General features: G+C 38.5%; 18 protein-coding genes. 11 read left to right on the top strand and 7 right to left on the bottom strand.

The window, feature by feature from the left end; all coding sequences use genetic code 11:
• Nucleotides 1-176 precede the first annotated feature (176 nt).
• Complete coding sequence (locus AC3XNE_RS03985) at nt 177-1,352, bottom strand: MDR family MFS transporter (protein ID WP_489833025.1); 1,176 nt, start codon at nt 1,350-1,352, stop codon at nt 177-179.
• A gap of 753 nt (nt 1,353-2,105) precedes the next feature.
• On the opposite strand from AC3XNE_RS03985, the gene AC3XNE_RS03980 reads away from it, so the two are divergent.
• A complete protein-coding gene (locus AC3XNE_RS03980) occupies nt 2,106-2,915 on the top strand; it encodes a Cof-type HAD-IIB family hydrolase (protein WP_489833024.1) in 810 nt (269 codons plus the stop codon).
• A gap of 79 nt (nt 2,916-2,994) precedes the next feature.
• Nucleotides 2,995-3,630: a dephospho-CoA kinase gene (gene coaE, locus AC3XNE_RS03975; protein ID WP_489833023.1), complete on the top strand. Its 636-nt coding sequence runs from the start codon at nt 2,995-2,997 to the stop codon at nt 3,628-3,630.
• A gap of 86 nt (nt 3,631-3,716) precedes the next feature.
• Here the strand turns inward: coaE and AC3XNE_RS03970 are convergent, their stop codons facing one another.
• Nucleotides 3,717-4,265, bottom strand: a complete 549-nt coding sequence (locus AC3XNE_RS03970; RefSeq protein WP_489833022.1) for a biotin transporter BioY — start codon at nt 4,263-4,265, stop codon at nt 3,717-3,719.
• Between the two features lie 397 nt (nt 4,266-4,662).
• Here AC3XNE_RS03970 and AC3XNE_RS03965 point away from each other — a divergent pair, with 397 nt between their 5' ends.
• The 6 genes from AC3XNE_RS03965 to AC3XNE_RS03940 all read left to right on the top strand — a co-directional run bounded on the left by AC3XNE_RS03965 (nt 4,663) and on the right by AC3XNE_RS03940 (nt 10,255).
• Complete coding sequence (locus tag AC3XNE_RS03965) at nt 4,663-6,108, top strand: catalase (protein WP_489833021.1); 1,446 nt, start codon at nt 4,663-4,665, stop codon at nt 6,106-6,108.
• A gap of 270 nt (nt 6,109-6,378) precedes the next feature.
• The gene (locus AC3XNE_RS03960) at nt 6,379-6,948 is read left to right on the top strand and encodes an ABC transporter substrate-binding protein (protein ID WP_489833020.1); all 570 of its coding nucleotides are present in this window, start codon (nt 6,379-6,381) and stop codon (nt 6,946-6,948) included.
• On the top strand, nt 6,924-7,418 hold the full coding sequence (locus tag AC3XNE_RS03955) for a TroA family protein (protein WP_489833019.1): 495 nt from the start codon (nt 6,924-6,926) through the stop codon (nt 7,416-7,418). Before AC3XNE_RS03960 ends, AC3XNE_RS03955 begins: the two co-directional genes overlap by 25 nt.
• A gap of 50 nt (nt 7,419-7,468) precedes the next feature.
• Nucleotides 7,469-8,437 (top strand): FecCD family ABC transporter permease, encoded by a 969-nt coding sequence (locus AC3XNE_RS03950; protein WP_489833018.1) that lies wholly within the window; start codon nt 7,469-7,471, stop codon nt 8,435-8,437.
• Nucleotides 8,434-9,483, top strand: coding sequence for a FecCD family ABC transporter permease (locus AC3XNE_RS03945; RefSeq protein ID WP_489833017.1), 1,050 nt, complete (start codon nt 8,434-8,436; stop codon nt 9,481-9,483). Before AC3XNE_RS03950 ends, AC3XNE_RS03945 begins: the two co-directional genes overlap by 4 nt.
• Nucleotides 9,470-10,255 carry an ABC transporter ATP-binding protein gene (locus tag AC3XNE_RS03940; protein ID WP_489833016.1) on the top strand — a complete coding sequence of 262 codons (786 nt, stop codon included), beginning with the start codon at nt 9,470-9,472 and terminating at the stop codon, nt 10,253-10,255. The genes AC3XNE_RS03945 and AC3XNE_RS03940 overlap by 14 nt, the downstream gene beginning before the upstream one ends.
• A gap of 759 nt (nt 10,256-11,014) precedes the next feature.
• On the opposite strand, the gene AC3XNE_RS03935 is transcribed toward AC3XNE_RS03940, so the two are convergent.
• The 4 genes from AC3XNE_RS03935 to AC3XNE_RS03920 all read right to left on the bottom strand — a co-directional run bounded on the left by AC3XNE_RS03935 (nt 11,015) and on the right by AC3XNE_RS03920 (nt 14,228).
• The gene (locus tag AC3XNE_RS03935; RefSeq protein WP_489833015.1) at nt 11,015-11,728 is read right to left on the bottom strand and encodes a GntR family transcriptional regulator; all 714 of its coding nucleotides are present in this window, start codon (nt 11,726-11,728) and stop codon (nt 11,015-11,017) included.
• Between the two features lie 54 nt (nt 11,729-11,782).
• Nucleotides 11,783-12,580: a type I methionyl aminopeptidase gene (map, locus tag AC3XNE_RS03930; protein ID WP_489833014.1), complete on the bottom strand. Its 798-nt coding sequence runs from the start codon at nt 12,578-12,580 to the stop codon at nt 11,783-11,785.
• Between the two features lie 435 nt (nt 12,581-13,015).
• A complete protein-coding gene (locus AC3XNE_RS03925; protein ID WP_489833013.1) occupies nt 13,016-13,306 on the bottom strand; it encodes a GNAT family N-acetyltransferase in 291 nt (96 codons plus the stop codon).
• Between the two features lie 10 nt (nt 13,307-13,316).
• Nucleotides 13,317-14,228, bottom strand: coding sequence for a magnesium transporter CorA family protein (locus AC3XNE_RS03920; RefSeq protein ID WP_489833012.1), 912 nt, complete (start codon nt 14,226-14,228; stop codon nt 13,317-13,319).
• A 266-nt stretch (nt 14,229-14,494) separates the two neighbouring features.
• Here AC3XNE_RS03920 and AC3XNE_RS03915 point away from each other — a divergent pair, with 266 nt between their 5' ends.
• The 3 genes from AC3XNE_RS03915 (at nt 14,495) to AC3XNE_RS03905 (ending at nt 18,755) form a co-directional block, all read left to right on the top strand.
• Nucleotides 14,495-15,409 carry an aldo/keto reductase gene (locus tag AC3XNE_RS03915; protein WP_489833011.1) on the top strand — a complete coding sequence of 305 codons (915 nt, stop codon included), beginning with the start codon at nt 14,495-14,497 and terminating at the stop codon, nt 15,407-15,409.
• Between the two features lie 320 nt (nt 15,410-15,729).
• Complete coding sequence (gene rihC / locus AC3XNE_RS03910) at nt 15,730-16,650, top strand: ribonucleoside hydrolase RihC (protein WP_489833010.1); 921 nt, start codon at nt 15,730-15,732, stop codon at nt 16,648-16,650.
• Nucleotides 16,651-16,928: 278 nt separating this feature from the next.
• The gene (locus AC3XNE_RS03905) at nt 16,929-18,755 is read left to right on the top strand and encodes an FAD-dependent oxidoreductase (RefSeq protein WP_489833009.1); all 1,827 of its coding nucleotides are present in this window, start codon (nt 16,929-16,931) and stop codon (nt 18,753-18,755) included.
• Nucleotides 18,756-18,936: 181 nt separating this feature from the next.
• Here AC3XNE_RS03905 and AC3XNE_RS03900 read toward each other — a convergent pair whose 3' ends face one another.
• Nucleotides 18,937-19,389 (bottom strand): GNAT family N-acetyltransferase, encoded by a 453-nt coding sequence (locus AC3XNE_RS03900; protein WP_489833008.1) that lies wholly within the window; start codon nt 19,387-19,389, stop codon nt 18,937-18,939.
• Nucleotides 19,390-19,553 lie beyond the last annotated feature (164 nt).

Below are 19,553 nucleotides of genomic sequence, written 5' to 3'. Positions count from 1 at the left end.
TATTCATTAGGAAATAACTCTCTCTTTCGTGGTTTACTTTGTCGTTACGATTGTAACAGAGAGTTATTTCTCTTTTTTTGGCTCTACTCACAAATACTTTACGCTAACGCTTGTTTAACATATATAAAAACACACACACAAACCCTTTGGTTCAAAAGTCTGTGTGTTATCTATGGTTATTGAGCATAATGTTTGTTTACTAATGAAAAACCAAATACTGCAAGCCAGATACAAAGTGTGGCTAATATAAACAACGTGGTGTAAGAAATGTATTGAATAATAACAGCACCAACTATTGGTCCTAAAGCTCGACCAAAGGATGTAGCACTAGCGAGGGAACCTTGAAAACGCCCTTTTTGCCCATCCGGACTGATATCATTAACAAAGGTAGATGCAGCAGGATTAACTAAAATTTCACCAAGAGTTAAAATTGCCATCGCTGTTAGGAAAAGAAAGTAGTGATCTCCAGCAACTATTAAAATCAAAAAAGAAGCACCGATCAAGGACAGTCCTCCATACAAACGCATATGCAGGTGACTCATTAACCACTCGTCAAAATAAGTCATGATTGGCTGGATCAAAACGATCATGACCCCATTTAAAGTCCAGACAGAACTATAATGTTTAATATTTAAATTGTTTTCTACCATGAAAGTTGCGATATTACTTTGCCATTGTTCATAGAAGATCCATAGGATCACAATATTAAACAGCAGTGCTAATAAAGGCCAAAGTTTGTCCGGGGTCAATTTATCTGGTTTCGGTAATGCGTCGCTGCGACTAATATTTTTACTACTCTCATGATTTCTATAGAACAAAATAACGATGACCATAAAAATTATAAATAGGGTAGAAGATACTGCAAAAACTTTGCTAATTCCAAGAGGTAGGATATAGCCTACCATTAAAGTACCTATGACCATTCCAAGATTGCTCATAAAGTATAGGATGTTGAAGATGTAGCTAGTCCGTTTATTCTTAACTGTCGTGGCAAATGAATTAATGCAAGTCAAGTTTAAGCCATTGCCAAAGCCCAGCATAACAAGGCCTAGTGGAAAGGCGGGCCAACCATTGTTAAACATTAGAAAAATACTTGCACTGGTAACAATGATACTTTCTAAAAGGATCGTATAAAAATGTGACCAACGATCGTATAAATAACCACCAACTGTGTTCCCTAGTACGACACATAGTGAATTACAAAGTAAAACTAGTCCTGCTATGATCAAAGTTTTTCCTAATGTGTCGTGTAAGTAGATCGTTGTTAGCGGCCAGATAAAACTTGTGCCGGTATTTGCTAAGAATGATCCGGCAAATAACCACTTGGCCGGCATCCCAGTTTGTTGTTTCAAAATATTGCCCCCTCAAAATATTTGTAATATAAAGTAAGCTGAACAGAAGAAAAGTATTGTCGAAATTGACTGAGCCTTCCGATCCATGTAATTAAACTAAAATTAAAAACTCAATATCACAATGTCTCTGGACATCATCACATTGGGTTTCGATTTGTGCAGCTTAATAATTGAGTGCTTACTAACACACGCGATATATTTCACGTTCTTAAATCCCGTTCGATAAAAAACACCGATAACTATCTTAACATAAGGAAAAGATGTTTGTCTGTAGCTTGTTTTCGACCGTGATAGAAATGAGATAAAATCATGCGAGAAAAAGTGCAAAAAAGTTAAAGAAAACGCTTGCAATTTTAAAAAAATAGTGTAGTATAAGAATTGGAAAGGGGTTAGATCCCACGGAGGTATGATCAAGGTTCAACATCATACCATGAGTTTTAAAGAGATAAGCTATTTTAGACACGGTCAGAGAAAATAGCGTAAAGGTGAATGATGGGATTAAGTACTCCTTTCAAATAACCAAGCCAGCAGGTCATGATAACGGATCACCGATAATGTAAAATAAAAAATAAATTTATCGCGGTGATGAAAGGTTAACATGGGTTGCTGGTTTTTGTGTGTCTGTCAGAAATTTGGAATAAAAAATTTAAGGTGCTCACGAATTTTAAGGAGTGAGCGCTTTTTTTTGGTGTTTGTTATACTTATACCATTAAGTTTTAGTGCAAGTCTGGCCAACGTTAAGGGGGGTATGACATGGCTATAAAATTAATTGCGATCGACATTGACGATACCTTACTAAATTCAGCGGGGAAAATTTTATCAAGTACAAGAAAAGTACTTCAAAAAGCTCTGTCACAGGGTGTGAAAGTTGTTTTATGTTCTGGCCGTCCTTTGCCGGGAGTTCGGCCATTTTTAGACGAGCTAAACATTATGGGCGATGAACAATATGCAATTACTTATAATGGTAGTGTTATTGAAACTGTTTCTGGTACGGTGATCACTGAGACAGGTTTAAGTAATGATGTTTACCGACAGATTGATACTTTTGCTGGGATACATGGTTTAGGATACAACGTGCTGGACAGGAATGGGGAGATCTATACTAGTAATCATAATCTAAATAGGATCACTGTTATTCAAGCATGGGAAAATAATGCGGGTTTATTGATCAGAAAACCAAATGAAATGCCAAAAGATTTTACAATTGTTAAAGGGGTCTTCGGTGGTGAAACTGAGGACTTAGACCGGGTGGAAGATGATGTCCGTGAAGAATTTGGCGCGGCTAATTATGTTGTTCGCGCAGCAGACAACTTTTTGGAAATTATGAATAGTTCAGCTAATAAAGGAACAGGACTGGCAAAATTGACAGAGAAGTTGGACTTAAATACGGATGAAGTGGTGGCGATTGGAGATGAACGAAATGATGTTCCGATGTTTGATTTTGCTGGCCAAGCAGTAGCTATGGGAAATTCTTCCGTAATTGCTAAAGAGCATGCCTCTTATGTAACGGGGACTAATGACGACGATGGGATAGCTCAGGCATTAAATGAATTAGTATTTTAGTTTACTAGATAAAAAGCGGTGTGTAGACCATTAGCATTTGTAGCTTTTTTCTTGTAGAATAAATTTAACAGCATGAGTAATGATTAAAATTATTTTGATGAATAGGCAGGGATTTGCTATGACGTATGTTTTAGGTTTAACTGGCGGTATTGCCAGCGGCAAGAGTACCGTTAGCAATTATTTGTATGAGCAAGGCGCAGTGATCATTGATGCTGATATAGTTTCTCGTGAGGTTGTGCGTCCAGGTGCAAAAGGGCTGTTAGAGTTGGTCTCTGAATTTGGTCAGAGCATCGTGAATGAAGATGGTACATTAAACCGTGCGGCTTTGGGTGAAATGATATTCAACGACAAGAAAAAAAGGGACCTAGTTAATGGGATCTTACATCCTTTGATCAAAGAAGAAATGCTAACGCAAGTAAAAAAAGCTGAACAAGAGGGCGTTGACTTGGCAGTATTGGCAATTCCGTTACTTTTTGAAAGCCAGTGTGAAAAATATTGTGATTTTGTCATGGTGGTAGACATCGACCCCGATACACAGATCCAACGTTTAATGGAACGGAATGATTATACAAAAGAACAAGCACAAGCTAGGATCACTAGTCAAATGCCGCCTTCTGAGCGCCGACAACGGGCTGATTTTGTCGTTGATAACAACGGTAGTGAAGAACAAACTTATCGTCAAGTTGATATGTTGTTAGAGAACATCTTAGAATAAGATAAAAGTTCAGGGATGACAAATAGTCTTCGTCCCTGAACTTTTACTTTATCCCAAAATGTTTCACGTGAAACAATGAGAAAATTTTAGAGCAGTGCATTTTTACTGAAAGACTGTACTTTTAGTGCTTTTGCCATGGTAAAAGCCAGGACAAGTTTAATAGTATCGCCTGGTAAAAAAGCTAAATTTGAAATTAATGCTGTTATAAATGGAATGTGACTTTGGAAAGTCAGCCAAATAGTACCAATTAAATCGACAAATATAACGCCTGCTACCCAAACAACTATAAGTTGAAGAACGGCAACTTTGTTTTTTTTAAGTAAAGATAACCCGAAATTTGTTAAAAAGGGAGTTAAAAGCCAGCCAAGCATATAACCTGCGGTTGGCCCTAGCAAAAGCGGCAGACCACCACGTCCCCCAGATAGTACTGGTAATCCAACGGCAGCCAGTAATATTAATAAGAAAATTGATAATGTCCCATGTTTGGAGCCAAGTACTAAACTAACCAGCATTACCCCCATATTTTGCAAAACGATAGGTACAGGAATAATGCCTAATGGTATCCCAGGTATAAACCCGAGGATAACTAAAAGAGCAGTCATCAAGGCGATAGATGTAAGATCTTTAGTTTTCAAATTTACTCTCCTAACTGTTAACCCTAAAGCGATAAAAAGTTAACATTAATAAAATAGCATATCCTTTTTAAAATGACAACTTACAATATGCATAGAGCGTCTCAAATTACATTTCACTGATTGTTTGATAAGGTAGACATATAAAGCTTAGTGAACCTCAACAAGTAGGAGAAACATTCTTTTAGTTTGGCATTACTTTGCTTGAATTGCACTTTAATGTCGAATCGAATCTAGATAGTACTGATTTTGCTTGTTGATGCTCTTTGTAGTCGAGCTACGTGGGACAGAAAATTCCGCTTATCGAGTTTCCTCACCACATTATGGTGCGAAGGCTCGATGATGCTCGTTTTCTCCCGTCTCACTGCGCTCTGTGTTTTTTGATCAAGGGGGAATTTTAATGTCTGATAACAAACTGAACACTGGTTCCGGTCAACCATGGGCTGATAATAACCATTCACAAACGGCTGGCGTGCGTGGACCAGTCTTATTACAAGATTATCAGCTGCAAGAAAAGCTTGCTCATTTTAATAGGGAACGGATCCCGGAACGAGTTGTTCACGCTAAAGGTGCGGGAGCTTATGGAACGTTCAAGTTAACGAAAGATATGAGTGACTATACTATGGCTGATCTGTTTAATGGCGCTGGTAAAGAAACTCCTGTTTTTATACGCTTCTCTCAAGTAGCGGGTGAAGCTGGATATCCTGATACATTACGTGATGTCCGTGGTTTTGCTTTGCGTTTTTATACACAACAGGGAAACTACGATATCGTTGGGAACAATACCCCGATCTTCTTTATCCAAGATCCGTTAAAGTTTCCAGATTTTATTCATTCGCAAAAACGCGATCCCAGGACTCATTTGCGTGATAATAATATGCAGTGGGATTTTTGGGCGCATTCTCCTGAGTCTTGTCACCAAGTAACATATTTGATGGGGGATCGTGGAAACCCTGCTAGTTATCGAACTATGAACGGCTATGGAAGTCATACTTATAAATGGGTCAATGTTGATGGCACTGCTTACTGGGTCAAATATCATTTCATTAGCGAGCAAGGCGTTCAGAATATGACCGATGAAGTAGCTACTAAAGCGGCTGGCGAAGATACCGACTATTTGTTGCATGATTTATTCGATGCGATCGAAAGGCAGGACTATCCATCTTGGAAGGTTTGCGTCCAGATCCTACCTTATGAAGAAGGTTTGCATTATAAACATGATATTTTTGACGTGACTAAGGTTGTTTCCCACAAAGATTATCCTTTGATCGAAGTAGGTGAATTTACTTTGAATGAAAACCCTACTAACTACTTTGAAGACGTTGAGGAAGCTGCCTTTGCACCGGCAAACTTGGTACCCGGGATCGAACCTTCACTAGATAAGTTATTACAAGGACGCCTGTTTGCTTATAAAGACGCTGCTCGTTATCGCTTAGGTGCAAATTACGAGCAACTAAAAGTCAATCGTCCGTTAAATGAAGTCAAAAATTACGAACGTGATGGTTTTATGTCAGAGGCGCAAGGATCTGAAGTCAACTATGAACCTAATGGCAAGAACGGACCAACTGAAGATAATTCGGCTAGGATTCATGGTGACCAATTAGAAGGTAAAACAGGAAATTATGAGGCTTATGAAACTGATAATTTTTCCGCTGCTGGCGATTTGTATCATGTAATGAGCGAGGACGAAAAGAAACGGTTGATCAAAACGATCAAAGAGAATCTTGGTGTAGTTGATGATGAAAATGTTAAGATCTTAGAAACAAAACAATTTTATCAGGCTGATCCAGATTATGGAACTAGGGTCGCTGAAGCGCTAGGATTAAATTTGGATGATATTAGGTAATAATTGAATAACTGTTAAAAAAGATTTCAGCACAAACGTTGATAAAAAGGCGTGTGTGCTGAATTTTTTTATTGTGAAAATTAAATATAGGTCCTATCATATCAGGTCAAGCATGGAACTTAATGTGAATTAAATTGTAAACAATATTGTTTCTGCAAATAAGACTTGCTATTTCTCTTTAATTTGTGAATAATTGTAATTGAAAACGATTCTCAATTGAGAATCGAAGCTGGCGCTAAACCGGTATTAATATAAGAGGTGGTTATTGCTATGAAAAGGTGCAAACGTTTGCTAAGGGCTTTTTTTATGTTGCTGCTTACTGTGGTTTTTATAAATGGATGTTTAAGTGATTCACAATCAGATAATGGCTCCAAAAATAGTGAGAAAAATAACAATAGCCAATATCCAATTAAGATAAAAAATAAATTTGGAACAACAGTCATTAATCAGAAACCTAAAAGAGTAGCTACGATACAGTGGGGCAATCAAGATGTCTCCTTGGCACTAGGGGTTGTTCCTGTTGGCTTTTCTGCAGCCAATTTTGGTGCTAAAGATAATAGCGGCCTTCTGCCATGGACTAAGAAGAGACTCAAGCAACTCGATGAGAAAGACCCAAATGTTTATCGAGACACGGACGGTCTTGATTTTGAAGCTATTGCTGATTCAAAACCAGACGTTATTTTAGCTGCTTATTCTGGTATCACTAAAGAAGAGTACAAAACATTATCTAAAATCGCGCCAGTTGTTGCTTATCCGAAATCCCTTGGACTACTTCGTGGAAAGAGCAGGTCCATCTTGACTCTAAAGGAATGGGAATGGAAAAACAGGGAGATAAGTTAATTAAACAAACAGCACAGAAAATCACTGATGGTGTAAAAAAACATCCACAACTCCACGGCAAGACAGTAACCTGGGTCGACTTTTCGGCTAAAGATCTGTCTAAATTTCAAATATATACATCTGCGGATCCAAGACCAGCTTTGTTAAAAGAATTTGGCTTGAATTATCCGAAAAGTATAACCCGGGAAATAAAAAGTAAAAATAGCTATTCAAAAGATTTTAGTTCCGAAAAAGCATCTGTTTTAAATGATACAGATATCATTGTTGGGTATGGAGATAAGAACCTATATCGCGCATTAAAAAAAGATCCGGTTTTAGGAAAGATCCCAGCCATTAAACGCGGGTCGGTTGCTTTTATTGATAGTGACTCACCTATCGTTGCAGCTGGAACCCCTACACCATTATCGATAGACTATACCTTGAACGAATATTTAAGTTTATTGGGGAAGGCAGCTGACAAGATCCAATGAAGAGAGTTGAACACATAAAATTTCATAACTATATTGGGTGGAAGTTGATTTTGCTTTTATTAGTTTTATTAATTTTTGCGGGGATCACTTCTATATTTTATGGTGTTAAAAATATCTCTTCTGATGAAGTTACTTCCATTCTATTTATGCAGTCAACAAATGATCATCTTGTTGAGAGTATCATTTATAAACGGATCGTGCGTACGTTCTTTGCGGTTTTATGTGGTGCGGCTTTAGGAATAGCAGGGGCTTTAATGCAGGGGGTGACTCGCAACCCTTTGGCTGACCCAAGTATCTTGGGAATAAATACTGGTGCCTCTTTCTTGGTAGTTTGTGGTCTAGCTTTTTGGAAGATCAGTTCGGCATGGCAATATATTGTTTTGGCTTTTGTCGGAGCATTAGCAGCTGCTGTGATCGTTTTTGGTGTCATCGCCATTGAACACAAAATTGCCCCGTTAACACTGATCCTATCTGGGACAGCAGTCAGCATCATGTTTTCTTCTTTAGTCACGATCGTTATTTTAGTTAGACAAGACTCGATGGATCAGTTCCGTTTTTGGCAAGTCGGAAGCTTGGGCTCAGCCACTTCTCAGGGCACGATGCTCTTTATCCCAATATTTATTATAGGATTTCTTATGGCATTGAGTTGTGCTCCGGGTTTGAATGCCTTGATGCTTGGTGATGAAGTCGCAAAAAATTTAGGAGTCAATGCGACGATCATTAATGTTTGTGCTTGTCTGGCAGGGATCATTTTGTGTGCAACTTCAACTGCTTTGGCTGGACCGATCGCTTTTATTGGATTGCTGGCTACTCATTGCACACGGTTGTTGTTTGGAACAGATTTAAGAAAAGTGATCCCGTTGTCAGCATTGACGGGTGCGTTATTCTTAACGGTTGCCGACATTATTGGACGGTTAGTTAGTGATTCTGCTGAAATCAGTGTGGGGATCATCACAGCATTGTTTGGGGCTCCTTTGTTGATCTATATAGCCAGAAGAATGAAGGTGCAGGGCCAATGATAGATGATGACCGCTTTGAACGAGCAAAATTTACGGGACAACATCGACGGAAAGCATATCGTTTTTTTGCAATGAGTGCGTTGTTTTTGTTGTTAGTTGGCTTAGTTGTTTTCTCACTCATATATGGCAATACAATATATTCAATATCTGAGGTTGTGCAAGTACTGTTAGGAAAGTTCGTTCCAGGAGCTTCTTTTACGATCTTAACTTTAAGATTGCCGAGGATGATCACTGCTGTTTTAGCAGGTTTTTCTTTTGGAATAGCTGGGTATGTTTTTCAAACTATGTTGAGAAACCCACTAGCTAATCCAGATGTTTTAGGTATTAGTTCCGGGTCAAGCTGTGCTGTTGTAGTCTGTATCTTGATTTTTCACACCAGCCAAAGTACTCGTTTTCTTGTAGCAGTTTGTGCGGGTTTACTGACAGTAGCTCTTTTATTTGGATTATCAGGGCGTAAAGAAATTGCTGCGACTCGGATCATTATAATCGGTATTGGTTTACAAGCCTTTTATAATGCAATAATTTCCTACCTGACTGTGACTGGGGATCAAAGAGATCTGCCAGAAGCCTTGCGTTGGTTAAATGGTAGCCTAGATAGTGTTTCATTAAGTCAATTGCCTGTGTTCGCAATGGTAGTTTTAGTCGTTATTCCGATATGCATCTATTTTGGGAAAAACCTGAGCGTCATTAAATTAGGTGATGAATTAGCCTTGTCTTTAGGTGTCAATGGTAATGTGACCAAAATGGTTTTACTTGGTGTTACGATTTTAATGACAGCTATGGCTACAGCAGTTACAGGACCGATCGCATTTGTTAGCTTTTTGTCTGGACCTTTGACGGCTAAGACCATGGGAGAAAATGGAAATAATGTATTAGCCGCTGGGCTTGTTGGGGCGCTTCTAGTTGTGACCGCAGATCTGATAGGGCAATTTGCCTTTAGTTATCGCTTTCCAGTTGGTGTTGTGACTGGGCTGATAGGGGCTCCTTATCTAATTTGGCAATTGATGGTAATGAATAAACGAGGTGAAAGGAATGCAAGAGCATGAGTTTTACTGTGAGAATATAAATGCCGGATATTCAGATAAGAATATATTAAATAATGTTTCTTTGTGTATCCCATCTGGCAAAATTAGTGTTTTGATCGGGGCAAATGGTTGCGGTAAATCTACTTTACTACGTGTTTTAGCGGGCTTCCTAGTTCCTAGTGCAGGAAAGGTCAGTTTGGATGGAAAGCAACTTAAAAAATACTCTGCTAAGCAGGTGGCACAAATACTGGCAGTGTTGCCACAACAATCTAGTACTCCCATAGGCTTAAAAGTGATCGACTTGATCAGCCAGGGGCGCTTTCCACATCATTCTATTTTTAGTAGATTTAATAAAGAAGATGAAGATGCCGTTTTACAAGCCATGGAGATGGTCGGTATTACGGATCTGGCTGAAAGGGATGTTAGTGAGTTATCTGGTGGGCAAAAGCAGCGAGTTTGGATCGCACTAGCCTTGGCTCAGCAAACTGATATCATTTTCCTAGATGAACCGACGACTTTTTTGGATATGACTTATCAAGTTGAGATCTTGGATCTGTTAGCTGATTTGAACAAGCGTTTTGGCAAGACGATAGTAGTTATTTTACATGATATAAATTTAGCTGCTCGCTATGCAGATCGTCTTTTTGCTTTGAAAGACGGGATGTTGATCGAAGAAGGAACACCTGGAAATGTGATTAAAAAAAGTCTGATCAAAGAAATTTTCGGGTTAAATTCATTGATCGTTGAAGATCCAGTTGTCCACAGCCCTGTGGTGGTTCCAATTGGGAAATGAAAATAAAAAATGGAATGACCGGTACGTTTGTGTTTAACAAATGTACCGGTCATTCCTTTATACTTCGGGGATTATCCATGTGTCATTTCCTCCTTGATTAGTTTAACATGACAGAAAATTACTTTATCGGCAAGAAAATGTCGTCATAGATGTTTTCTTTGCGCCAATTTAAAAAAGACAAATTGTTTTTGCGTGTGGATCTCGAATATGCTCGTATGTCATTAGTGATATTCGAAACCAGAGCCAAAACAATTAAAAGGAAAAGAAATAGACCAACTAGTCTTAACATTTTGATCCCTCCTTTGAGGATCAGTATATTTAAGGCGGACCAACCACCCCATTGATCCAATCCAATTATATTATAACAAAATAAGCTGCTTGTTCTCAATTTACTTGATCAAAAAGCAAATAAGGAACAAATTGTTTCACGTGAAACAATTGCTGCTTATTTTGATGCGTTTCCCGCGAAAAAAGTGGGGATAAAAAAAGAAACCCAATTATTAAAGGGTTTCGATCTTTGTTTGTCGACAAATTACGTCGCATGCTTCATTTGGAGAATGTAAACATGAACACAATTGCATTTGATTAACATACAACGATAAGGTTACTTCAGTTTTTACAGAAAATCAAGGTGAAAAAACCGAAAAAAGGAAATTATTTATGAAAATGTATACATTGGTATATATAAATTTTTGTTATCAGGTTAAAGATATTAGTTAAAACTTCATTAACGGTTGCTTTAAGCAATAATCGTTTTTTTTAGGATAAAGAGTTGTTAATGTGCATGTAAACAGTCATCCCTTTTTGAAAGTAGAAAGCGTTAGAATAATTGAAAGGATGTTCATTTTTAGTGCAATTTATTTCTTCGATCCTCAGAGTTGGAGTACCGATCGGTTGGCCGGATTCCTGTGCTTCTTGTTCCTCCAAACTGTATACGCTCACGTATTCGTCGGCATTAGTGATCTCGATATCATAATTTTCGACGATGAAATTGAAAATTGAGTCCTCGCATATTTCCTTATTCAGGTAGGGAACTTGTTGTTTTAAATAATATGCATGTTCTAAGCTGACCAGGTCTTGATCAGAAAAACGTAAACGACTAACATAATAAACTTGGTCATCTGGATCACATTCTAAATGTTCAGCTACTTTTTTTCCAGCAGGGATCACCTTTAGAGTTAGAACTTTAGACTTAATGATCGGCGCTTGCCCTAGGTTTCCAAGTCCATTCTTACTAGCGATATTCATAAAATAGCCGTTGCTATGAAGAGGCACGTTAACGAAATAGCCACTTCCTTGAACACGCTTGATCAGACCCTGTTCAAATAACGCATCCATTGCATTTCGTATTGTGTTGCGACTAGTATTGTATTTCTCAACTAATTCTGCCTCACTAGGTAATTTGTCTGTATATTCTCCATCTGCAATTTGTCTGGAAATTTCAAATGCTACTTTTTTATATTTTAAGGCCATTATTCAACCCTCCTTATATAGGTTTTCTTGTTAGTTAAATTTTGTTGTTGGCTATTAAAGCAAATACTCTTTGTCTCCTAATGGGTCTTGTGAAGTCAAAATTTTGGGTCCGTCATTAGTAATTGCCAGAGTATGTTCAAACTGTGCAGAAAGACTACGATCGCCAGAAACGTAGTATTCCCAGCCTGTTTCTGGCACAGTTTCTGTATCGATCTGCCATGCCCCTCCAGCATTGACCATTGGTTCGATCGTGATAACCATACCGGCTTTCAAGCGTAAACCTTGATGTGGCATACCATAGTGATAGATATCCGGAGCTTCGTGTACTGATGGACCAATTCCATGCCCGATCAATTCTCTAACGTCGCCCATATGATGCTTTGTTTCAACGTATTCTTCGATGGCATGGCCGATGTCACCGACTCTATTGCCGACCTGTGCCTGTTGTATCCCAAGATATAAAGCTTTGTGAGTTACTGCTAATAACTCATCGATCTCTGGTGTTGAATTGCCGATGACATATGTCCAGGCGGAGTCACTTTGATAACCGTGCCAACTAACACAAAAATCGACTTTAACTACATCGTGATTTTTGAGTTTTAATCCCTTGCGCGGTGTGGCGTGAGCAACTTCATCGTTGATACTGATACAGGTAGCGTATTGGTAGCCATCGACTCCTTTTTCCGATGCAACCGCATCGTGAGCTTGGATATATTGATCTACTAATTGTTCGATCTCCCAGGTATCCATGCCTACATGTATTTTATTGCGTAACATTAAATGAGCACCTGCCAAAATGGCACCTGAATGCTGCATTCCTTCTATTTCTCTTTTAGATTTCAGTGTTATCAAAATAGTTGTCTCCTTTAATATCTTTCAGTCTGATAACAGTTTGTGTCATTCATTTATAGTAGCATAACAAAACGAGTTATTTCGTATGTTAGCTTGGTTGGCACGAGGCACTGCAGACTCTTCCGCTAATATTATACTCTTAAAGGAAATTTATTTGTTGGGATAACTATGATTTATAGTTTTAAAAAACAAATTTATCCTTCCAAATGGTGTAAAAGAAACGCAACGACATCAAGTTAAGTCGTCACGTTTCATTTGGGGTATAAATTTAAAGTTTCTTCCTAAGCCGTAACATGTCCTTTAAAATTAATTTGTTTTCTACGATTTCTTTGTCATAATGAGTGGAAAAGAAGTCTTGGTCAACACTGACTATCCGAAAGCCACATTTCTGGTACAAGTATAATTGTCCAAAACTGGTTGTTCCGGTTCCGATTTCTAAGCGTTTATAACCCTTTTGACTGCAGTTACTTCTGCAAATTCGATCAACCGCTGACCTATCCCATTGTTTCTCATTTTACGATCAATTGCTAAATTAACAATTTCCAGTGTTTCCGGGTGTGTTGGTAATAGTATAATGCTGCCAATGAGCAGATCATTAACGGTTGCCTGGTAACAAGAAGAACGTTCGAGATATGAATCTATTATTTTTTTTGAAGGGTCAGCTTCTAATAACAGTTGGTAATGTTGTGCAGTTGGCTCTTTAAAAGTGGTAATTTTTAGTTCCATATTGTGCTCCTTAAAGTTTATGACCGATCTTTAATACACACAATAAGATAAGAGCGATGACTACTGATAAGACCAGGACCATGACCCATGTGTATGATGTATGGGCTGCTGGTAATCCAACGTTCATACCATAAAATCCGGTCAAAATCGTCGGAATAGTCAAAGCAAGTGACCAGACAGTCAAGACCTTCATTGTATCGTTCAAATTATTGTTTGCGATAGTGTTAAATGTATCACCGATCCTGCCGACGACTGCCAGTTCAGTTTCAATCATGCGTGAGACCTGCTCGCCTTCGATCACGACATCTTCAAGCATATCCTTTTTTTCGTCTTGTTCAGTGTGGGGCGTGAAAAAATGAGTATGTGGTAATTTATGAAACATCGTTAGATTTAATTCGTTGGCACTTGAGAAATAAGAAAGTGTTTGTTGTAAATGAGAGAACTGTATCAATTCTTTATTCTTAATTTGTTTATTAAGCACCTTATCTAGGCGATTTCGTTCTTTGGTCAGGCCATGCATGATAGGCATAAAACTGTCCATTAGGTCAAAAAGAGCAGCGAATATGAGCTCATTGCGAGTTTGATGATTTTTTTCGCTATGTTTATGGATAATTTTTTCAAAATTGTCTTCTCCACTAGGGTTAAAAGTGAAAAGAAGACTATCGTGCAATAAAAAGCCCACTGGTTGAGTAATATATCTTGCTTGGCTTTTGTATAAAGCATGGGGGATCTGAACAATGAAGAGTTCGTCTCCGCTATCTTCATCATAGACATAGTTCGGACTTTCATCTCGGTCAATAACATAGTTGATGACTTCTTGCGTTAAGTCGTATTGTTGCTGCAATTGAGTAGTTTCTTCAGTGGTCAAACGTTTTGTCTGGATCAGGGTCAGATCGTTGGTAATATTTTTAGACTTGATCATAATTTTTCCTCTGCTAAAGATTGTATTATACACATTGTAATGGTTGTGTCCTTAAAAAACAAAGGAGTTTTTGAACCACCCCTGCGAGGTGAGGTAGAAATGCTCTTTGATCGCGATCGTTTGACAATTTTGCTTGTATGTCAGACACTGAACATGGAAGATGTTTTAGTTATTGTTGGTGAAAGAATGTTGCTTTATAAGTGCTTGAAAAAGATTTGTCGATGAACAAAATGGCAAGGACTTAACGAATTACGAGGAGTGATCAGATGAGTAAAGATATTTTGACTCAAACGACTAAATTAAATAATGGTATTGAAATGCCTATTTTTGGTTTAGGTGTTTGGAAAACCAATAATACAAATGCAGCAAGCTCGGTTACCACAGCTATCGAGAATGGATACCGCATGATAGATACGGCTAAACAATATGGTAATCAGCCCGGTGTTGGTGTAGGGATAAAGGATGGCTTGCTTAAAACAGGATTAAACCGGAAGGACCTTTTTGTAACATCCAAAGTATTTAATGGGGATGTTGGTTATAAGGCGACATTGCAAGGCTTTGAAGATACGATGAAAGAACTGCAACTGAGTTACCTGGACCTTTATTTGATCCACTGGCCGGTAGACGGACGTTATTTAGATACTTGGCATGCTTTAGAGGAACTATACTATGAAGGTAAGATCAAGGCCATTGGTGTTTCTAATTTTGATACTGCTAAATTACAATATTTGATGGATAATTCTGCTGTTACACCGGCTGTTAATCAGTTGGAATTTAACCCATTGAATCAAGAAAAGGATATTCGGCAGATAATGCAGTTACAAGGGATCCAGCTGGAAGCATGGTCTCCTTTAGGCGGCGGCGAGTCCATAAGTGATCCAACGATCCAGAAGTTAGCTGATAAATATCATAAAACAGCTGCACAGATCATCTTACAATGGGATATCCAGCAAGGCGCGATCACGATCCCTAAATCCGTGCATGAAAAACGTATCATTGAAAATAGTCAGGTCGGTGATTTTGAATTATCCAAGGAAGATCAAGAAGAGATAAATCAATTGGATCAGGCTAAAAGAAGTTTATGGTATAAAGATTTTGCCTGGCATGACCCACAAAATCCAAATGGTGTCTCGGATGGTATTGATCAATGGGACGATACGGATGAATATTTAAAAAAATAAAATAATTGTGTGATTTTGAGATGAAGCAAAGGAACTTTTTGAAAAATAAGGGCCTTTGCTTTTTTGTGTGCGAGCCCAGAAAGCATAAAATGAAATTTGCATGATAATAATTGATAGTTCGGTAGAGCGCTTTACATGAACATATAAAACCAGTATATTTAATTTGCACTACGTTTTTAAAATATCCCATTTTTCCAGACAGTTGGATTCGTTTTAGCAAACGTTAGTAAGACGATAAGTTTATCATGGAGTATTGTTTCAAATCTAAATGGATCAAACTTAATATGAATAGCTCTTATAATTACAAGGAGGAATAAAAGATGGCAATTAACGTTATTATGGATACAGACCCTGGGATCGATGATGCAGCTGCTCTCACGATGGCGATCAACGACCCGAACATCAACTTGAAGCTGGTTACCGCGGTCGCTGGAAATGTTACGGTTGACAAAACAACTGCGAACGCTTTAAAGATCGTGCATTTTTTTGGTAAAGAAAATGAGATCCCTGTGGCGGCAGGTGCTAAACAGCCTTTGATCAAACCATTTGAAGATGCTGCAAGAATTCATGGTGAATCGGGGATGCCGGGCTATGATTTTGGTAATGATTATGGCGAGCCAATTCAAAGATCTGCTGTTGAGGCTTTGAGAGATGAGATCATGGCTAGTGATGAACCGATCACTTTGATACCAACTGGTTCGTACACTAATATTGCGTTGTTATTTATCGAATATCCCGAGGTCAAAGAAAATATTAAAGAGATCATCGCGATGGGGGGTACTTTATCAAAAGGCAACATGACAAGTGCTGCTGAGTTTAACGTCTTTACTGATCCACACGCAGCAAAAATTATGTACGATTCGGGGATCCCGATCGTGATGGTGGGGTTAGACGTCACATTGAAGGCCTTACTAACACCTGAAACGATGGATAAACTAGGTACGATGGGTCGGTCCGGCAAAATGCTGCAAGCACTAGTTACTCATTATAATGATGGGGATGAGAATGGGCATCCGATGCACGATGTTAACACCATCTTCTATCTTTTACACCCCGAAGCAATGACGACAGAGGAGATGTGGGTAGACGTTCAAACGGAAGGGCCAGCTATGGGTGAAACAGTTGGCGATATTCGTGGTGCATATCACCATGGAAAAACGAACACTAAAGTCTGCGTTGATATTGATGCAGAAGCCTTTAATAAGTGGTTCTTGGAAGAGGTCGCTGCGATCAAAGACTAGAGTTAAAGCATGTTTGAAGGAATCTATTAGAGATACGTTTTTGATTTTACAAATAGATATTTTTAGAGTGATCAATTTCACTCTTTTTTGTTGCCTTTAAAGCAATTTTCTAGAGAGGATCAGAGAGCAATGGTTCAACGTAGTTATTTTATCGATAGATAATTAGTGGAAAAGCCTGGTCTAATATTATAGAATAACAATGTATGAGAAGGATTGCACAAGCTCAAAAAGAAGCCTCACATTTGCAATTTTTTATGAGGTAAAACAGGAGGAATATCATGAGTAATGAAACGAATAAATATATAGGTGCTACACAAGGATTTCATTCAACGATAAAAGCGACTCTTGAGATCGAAGACGGAAAAATAAACAGGGTCGAAACAGATTATGATCACAATACAGTAGGTAGTTTAGCGATCGAAAGGATGCAAGATGAAATTGTAGCTAAAAAATCTGTGCAAATCGACGCGGTCACTGGGGCTACGGGTACTTCTCAAGCTTATAAAAGTGCTGTAGGAAAGGCTTATGCTGTTTATCAAGGAAAATTAACACCAGAAGATGCCTTAGATCCTGACATCAAGTGGACACATGAACAGGAGCAACTCGATGCACAGACTAGTGCTTCGGTGCATTCAGAAGGGCAAAAAGTACAAAATAATTCTCCTGTTCAGGAACCAGTTTATGTCAATGAGCAAACAAAGTTTGATGTTGAATACGAAGTTGTTGTTGTGGGAAGCGGTGGCGCAGGATTAGCTGCAGCGACTCAGGCAGCGGAGGAAGGCCTGTCAGTTTTACTTTGTGAAAAGTCAGGCGTAGCTGGCGGATCGACCAGTTATTCTGGCGGGGTGATCCAAGCAGCCGGCACTAGCTACCAACAAAAATATACTAAATATTCAGATGACACCCCAGAAAAGCATGCTGAATATTGGATGAAAGCTGGAGAAAACAATGTTGATGAGGATCTAGTCAACGACTTGGCAAATGGAGCGCCAAAAAATATTGAGTGGTTAGCGGATCTAGGGATCAAGTGGGATTCAATGTACGGTAATTGTCATATCCCTTATATAGATGACAAGTTGTTTGCAGATCGTATCCATGTATATCAAAACGGAGGCGGTACAGGAGCCGGGATCATTTTAACAAAGACTTTGTTAAACGCTGCAAAGAAAAAAGGATCCCAGGTTTGGTATGATGCGCCAGTAATTTCTTTGATCAAAGATAACGAACAAAATTCAGTGGCCGGTGTCGTAGTTGAAGTGAAAGGAATTCAGAAAAAAATCAGAGCTAAAAGAGGCGTAGTTCTAGCTACAGCAAGTATTGATCAAAATACCGACTTAGCCTTTAAATTAAATCGACAACAATATTTTGATCTGCAAAACAAAGCTTGTTTGTCAGCTAAGACAGATACGGGCGATGGGATCATAATGGGGATGTCAGTTGGTGGAGCGATCTCTGGTATGGGAGGTTGTATAGATTTTGATGGTAAAACTGGAAATGGGACAGATAACCGTGTGCCAACGATCCCGTTGATCTTTGTCAATGGAGCGGGCGAGCGTTTTGTTTGTGAAGATGCAACCTATGCTTATCAGTACCGTGCGATTTTCGAGCAAGAAAAACAGTTTGCTCATCCAACTTATATGATTTTTGGCAAAGCTTCCATTACTGAAGCAGGCAGTCCCTGGACAACTGAATCGCTAAACGAAGATGTCAAAAATGGAGTCGTTTTAAAGGCTGATTCGGTTGAAGAAATGGCTGAAAAAATTGCCGTACCTGCCGAAAGTCTCCAAGTAAGTATAAAGAAATGGAACAAAGCTGTTCAAGAGGGAGCAGACACGGAATATGGGCGAGAAACAGGCTTAGAAAAAATAACAGGCCCATATTATGCATATAAAAATTTGGCTACAAATCTTGGAGCGATCGGCGGTCTAAAAATAACAGCTGACTGTCAGGTCTTGGATAACCTTGAGCAACCAATACGTGGTTTGTATGCTGCAGGATTAAATGCTGGCGGTTGGTTAGGCCCATACTATCCAGGTTCAGGTACAGCAATTGCTGGGATCATTCATCAGGGTCGCAAAGCAGCCATGCATTTAGCAAGGATTTAATTGGTTAAAGATATGCAGTGAAGGCCTTATGTATATCTCGTAATTTAGCAAGACTCACCGCAATTCGAGGCTAGAAATAAAATATTAAATTATCAAATCCAAATCAAAAGCGCACTAGTTGACTATTTTTTCAACTAGCGCGCTTTTATTACTATAACAAGTTTTCTTTTGCTTTAGGCATTTATTTTTCTAAAATCATATCCAGATGTGGGATGTTATCTTCCAAATAAATATCGGAAATAGCTTTGAACCCAAACGAACTGTAAAATTTTTTCAAGTAGCTTTGTGCTTGAATTTTGATTCCTTTGTCTGGAAATTGTTTTTGTATTTCTTCAAGAGTGGCCTTTATGATCTTTTTACCTAAGTTTTGTTTGCGATATTCTTTGACGACTAAGACTCTGCCGAAACTAATATGCACTTGATCTTCATGAGGGACGATCCGTGTATAAGCAACAATTTTACCTGCTTTTTTTAGCACAACATGGAAGGCTTGTTTGTCTGCCTCGTCAATTTCTTGATACGGACAATTCTGTTCAACGACAAAAACCCTCACTCTTTCTTGCATAATATTCAATAGTTCTTGGGGTGATAATTCATTAGTTCCTTTAATTATGAGATTTAAACTTTCCGGCATAGAAGACAGTCCTTTCTCTGATTCTAATAAAAAGTAATTGATAAATTTGATTAGAGCCTAAGTAAACTAATTGCATAATAGCATTTTTCTGGTTGGAAACTCGAGTTTTATAGTAAATAGGTAAGTGGCTTTTTTGTCCTTTTTTTCGTGAAATATCCCTTTTT

It is taken from the genome of Ligilactobacillus sp. JN-6 (Y).1 (assembly GCF_058111525.1).
This window is presented reverse-complemented; position numbering and strand designations above follow the sequence as displayed.